General features: G+C 69.2%; 5 protein-coding genes. 3 read left to right on the top strand and 2 right to left on the bottom strand.

Features of this window, described 5'->3' with window-relative positions; translation table 11 throughout:
* Positions 1 to 348 precede the first annotated feature (348 nt).
* Complete coding sequence (locus tag G6019_RS12040; protein ID WP_231750438.1) at positions 349 to 597, top strand: hypothetical protein; 249 nt, start codon at positions 349 to 351, stop codon at positions 595 to 597.
* Positions 581 to 1,063, top strand: coding sequence for a BLUF domain-containing protein (locus G6019_RS12035; RefSeq protein WP_107755381.1), 483 nt, complete (start codon positions 581 to 583; stop codon positions 1,061 to 1,063). The genes G6019_RS12040 and G6019_RS12035 overlap by 17 nt, the downstream gene beginning before the upstream one ends.
* 13 nt (positions 1,064 to 1,076) lie before the next feature.
* On the opposite strand, the gene G6019_RS12030 is transcribed toward G6019_RS12035, so the two are convergent.
* Positions 1,077 to 1,280, bottom strand: coding sequence for a hypothetical protein (locus G6019_RS12030; RefSeq protein WP_107755382.1), 204 nt, complete (start codon positions 1,278 to 1,280; stop codon positions 1,077 to 1,079).
* A 46-nt stretch (positions 1,281 to 1,326) separates the two neighbouring features.
* Between G6019_RS12030 and G6019_RS12025 the strand changes: the two genes are divergently transcribed.
* Positions 1,327 to 1,896 (top strand): CGNR zinc finger domain-containing protein, encoded by a 570-nt coding sequence (locus G6019_RS12025; protein WP_228549413.1) that lies wholly within the window; start codon positions 1,327 to 1,329, stop codon positions 1,894 to 1,896.
* Here G6019_RS12025 and G6019_RS12020 read toward each other — a convergent pair.
* Positions 1,871 to 3,016: hypothetical protein (locus tag G6019_RS12020; RefSeq protein ID WP_182627682.1), on the bottom strand; the 1,146-nt coding region annotated here is incomplete at its 5' end. The two genes, G6019_RS12025 and G6019_RS12020, sit on opposite strands and share 26 nt — an antisense overlap.

Genomic DNA, 3,016 nt, shown 5'->3' with positions numbered 1-3,016 from the left:
TGTCGCGCCGGCTGGGCCGGACAGTGGTGCGGCCGGGGGAGGTCTGATCGCGTCCGCGAGCTGCCGCGCACTCGCCCGCGTCCCGGACGTGGCCGGCGCCATCGGTGGCGCGGTGTTCGCGAGCACACCATGATGGCACCGTGTGCCGCTATTGCGGACAGCGTGAGCAGGATGTGAGTTCTCAGGAGAGAAAAGTAGTGCGGGGTCGGGAGACACGTCGGTGCGTACCCAATCCCTTGTTCGGCCGCGCGCGGCGGCAGCGTCTCCCGGTGACGTGGCTCGGGCCACGTTCTGTGGGCGTGTACGGCGGTGGGCGAGACACCTTGTCAGGGAAGAAAAGGGGTGGGAGTGACTTCGGCAATCGAAGGCGACGAAGAAATACGATGGTCCCAGGTGGAAGACAGTTTCTTCGTCGGTAATTTCCGCGGGAACTTCGTGGGGTACATCGACCGGAATTCCGACGGCGGTTTCACCTGCTACGACAGGATGTCGAGACAGCATGGCGAGTCCGGTTCGCTGGACGAGGCGATCTCCAGTCTGAATGATCTGTATTTTTCCGAGGCGAGCGAGGGAGGGTTGAATGTCGCTGGACGCTGAGTCCCCCACGTCGCCCGGGACCGGGCACTTGAAGTATCTGGTGTACACGAGCGTGCCGGTGCGGAAGATGCTGCCGGGCGACCTGGAGTCCATCCTGTTCACCTCCCGGGAGCGCAACCGTGCCGCCGATATCACCGGTGTCCTCCTCTTCAGGAACAACTGCTTCATCCAGTTCCTCGAAGGCCCTCCGGCCGCGATCGACGAGTTGATGACGCGCATCGCCGCCGATGACAGACACAGTCGCGTCAGGGTCCTGTTAACGGAACCCGCAGCCGAGCGCAGCTTCTCCGACTGGAAGATGGGCTTCGGCATCCCCAAGGAGACCCGGTCGACCGGAGTCGACGGCGTGCGGGACAGCTTCAACGACCTCACGGGCGGGTCGAGCTACGACGTCGTCCGTCGGGCCGCCGAGGATTTCTCGATCTGGTTCAAGGTCAGGGAGCGCTCGATCTCGACCACCGTCTGAGCGTCGATCCGTCCTACGCCCGGGCGACGGGCACGCCGGCGCGTAGGACGCGATGCGCCCCGCAGTGGCACGACTCGTAGGTCACGGTGCCCTCGCTGGTCGGGTGGGACGAACGGCGCAGCCAGTCGTGCTGATGCCGGCCAGGGTCCGCGGGATGCGGAACGAGGACGCCGCGGTCGTGGTGGAGGTCGGTGGGTGAACAGGCTGCTGTGGTCATGCGCCGACTGTGGTGCAATGGGTCAGTGCAGTTCAACCATGGCAATATGGTCGGCCCGACACTCGCGGCGGAGTTGGCCTCGCTCGCCGCCGGGTCGTGGGACGCCGACGCGGCCGTCGGGGTGCTCCGCGCCCACGGCGTCCGCAGGCCCGAGCTGGACAACGCCAGGTCAGAACGCCTGAAGGAGTGGGCATCGCGGCTGAGAGCGCCGTTCTCGGCGCCGGACGTGGACTCCACATGCGACGCGATCAACGAGCTGCTGGAATCGGCCGCGTCGAGGCCGTCCCTGAGCACACACGACGGGCACAAGCCCCACCTGCACTTCGCGGCCGACGGCGACGACGTCGTGGAGCGCGTCAGGGCCATCACCGCAGGCGGTCTGGCGATCTTCGCGGTCGAGTCGGAGGGCTGTCGTCTGGGGGCCTGTCTCCGCGCGGGGTGCCCCGAGGTGTTCGTCGACACCAGCCGGAACGGCGGACGGCGCTACTGCAGCGCTCGATGCGGTAACCACGACGCCGTCCAACGGCACCGGGCCCCCGGCCGTCGCCGGGGCCGGGAAGGCCATGCGAACAGGGCGATACCTCGGTCCGCTAGAGAGCACCCCCCCAGTACATGAGGGAGAGCTGCATCGGGAGCGCGAGGGCCGCGCACGTCCCGGCGGCCACGAGATGACGTGACGGCACCGTCCGCCAGCGGCGGGCGGCGGCGATCGACCACACGACGGCGAGCGCACCGCTGAGCATGGCCAGGGCTGTGAGAGTCGTGTGGGGGGCGGCGAGCGTGGGCCACCCCCACAGCAGAGGACCGAGGGGCATGGTGATCGCGGCTGAGAAGGTGACCGCGGTTGCGGTCACCCAGGCGACGGCGATCCCCGGCGCCAAGGAGGGAGTCCGCTCGCGCCCGCGTCCACGTCGAACGAGCCGCCTCATGGCACCGACCACGACGGCCAGTGCGACCACCACCCATGCGAGCAGAGCGGACATGACCACCCGCCGATCGTCCTGTGGCGACGACGGTGTGAGTGTCTGCTCGAGCATGCCGCGGTCTCCGCGCTCGAGCACCGTGATCCCCGACCTGCTGATCCGACCGGCGACGCAACCGGCCGGGTCGCACCAGCGCCCCTCGCTCTCGGGCGTGAGTCGTCGTCCGTTCAACACGAGGTCGTCCCCGTCGGCGGTCACTCGGACCTGCCCGAGCAGGCTGCGGAGCAGCTTCTCTGGTCCGAGTCCTGTGAAGAGTCGCTCCTGGAACGAGCCCGTCGGGGTCGTGGCGCGGCTCGACGGCAACCACTCAGGGATGATCGCCGGGGCCGGACCCGCGGGTGCCGGGTGCGCCCGACCGGCGTGGACCATCCAGTCGATCACTGCGTCTACCACGGCTCCGGTCGCCTCGGTCGCTGCGGCATCCTGGGAGTTGACCGCGACGAACACGCCGACGTCCGCCTCCGGGATGAGGGTCAGCCAGGCCTGTCCGTCGGCCCCGGCGTGTTCCAGCACCCGCACGCCCCGGCGGTGGTCCTCGAAGAACACCTGGGTGTGGCCACCGCCGCCGTGATGCGGTCTGACGCTCGTGGCGCGGGCCTCCTCGACGACCCGTGCAGGCACGCCGCCGCCCTCGGTGACCAATGCCGAGAGCAGTGCGGCGGCATCCCGTGCCGACCACCGCAGGGAGGCCGAAGGCGCCTCCGGGACGTCGGGCCACGGCGCGGCCTCGAACCCGTCCCCGGTCGGAGCGAC

The organism is Dietzia sp. DQ12-76 (assembly GCF_014145045.1).
In the GTDB taxonomy this organism is placed as follows: Bacteria; Actinomycetota; Actinomycetes; order Mycobacteriales; family Mycobacteriaceae; genus Dietzia.
Note: the sequence above shows the minus strand (reverse complement) of the source record. Positions and strands in the feature narration are given on the sequence as shown.

What these genes read in the sequence shown, in the direction of transcription:
- G6019_RS12035 (WP_107755381.1), top strand. Translation starts at nt 581, where the DNA reads ATGTCGCTGGACGCTGAGTCCCCCACGTCGCCCGGGACCGGGCACTTG.
- G6019_RS12030 (WP_107755382.1), bottom strand. Translation starts at nt 1,280, where the DNA reads ATGACCACAGCAGCCTGTTCACCCACCGACCTCCACCACGACCGCGGC.
- G6019_RS12025 (WP_228549413.1), top strand. Translation starts at nt 1,327, where the DNA reads ATGGTCGGCCCGACACTCGCGGCGGAGTTGGCCTCGCTCGCCGCCGGG.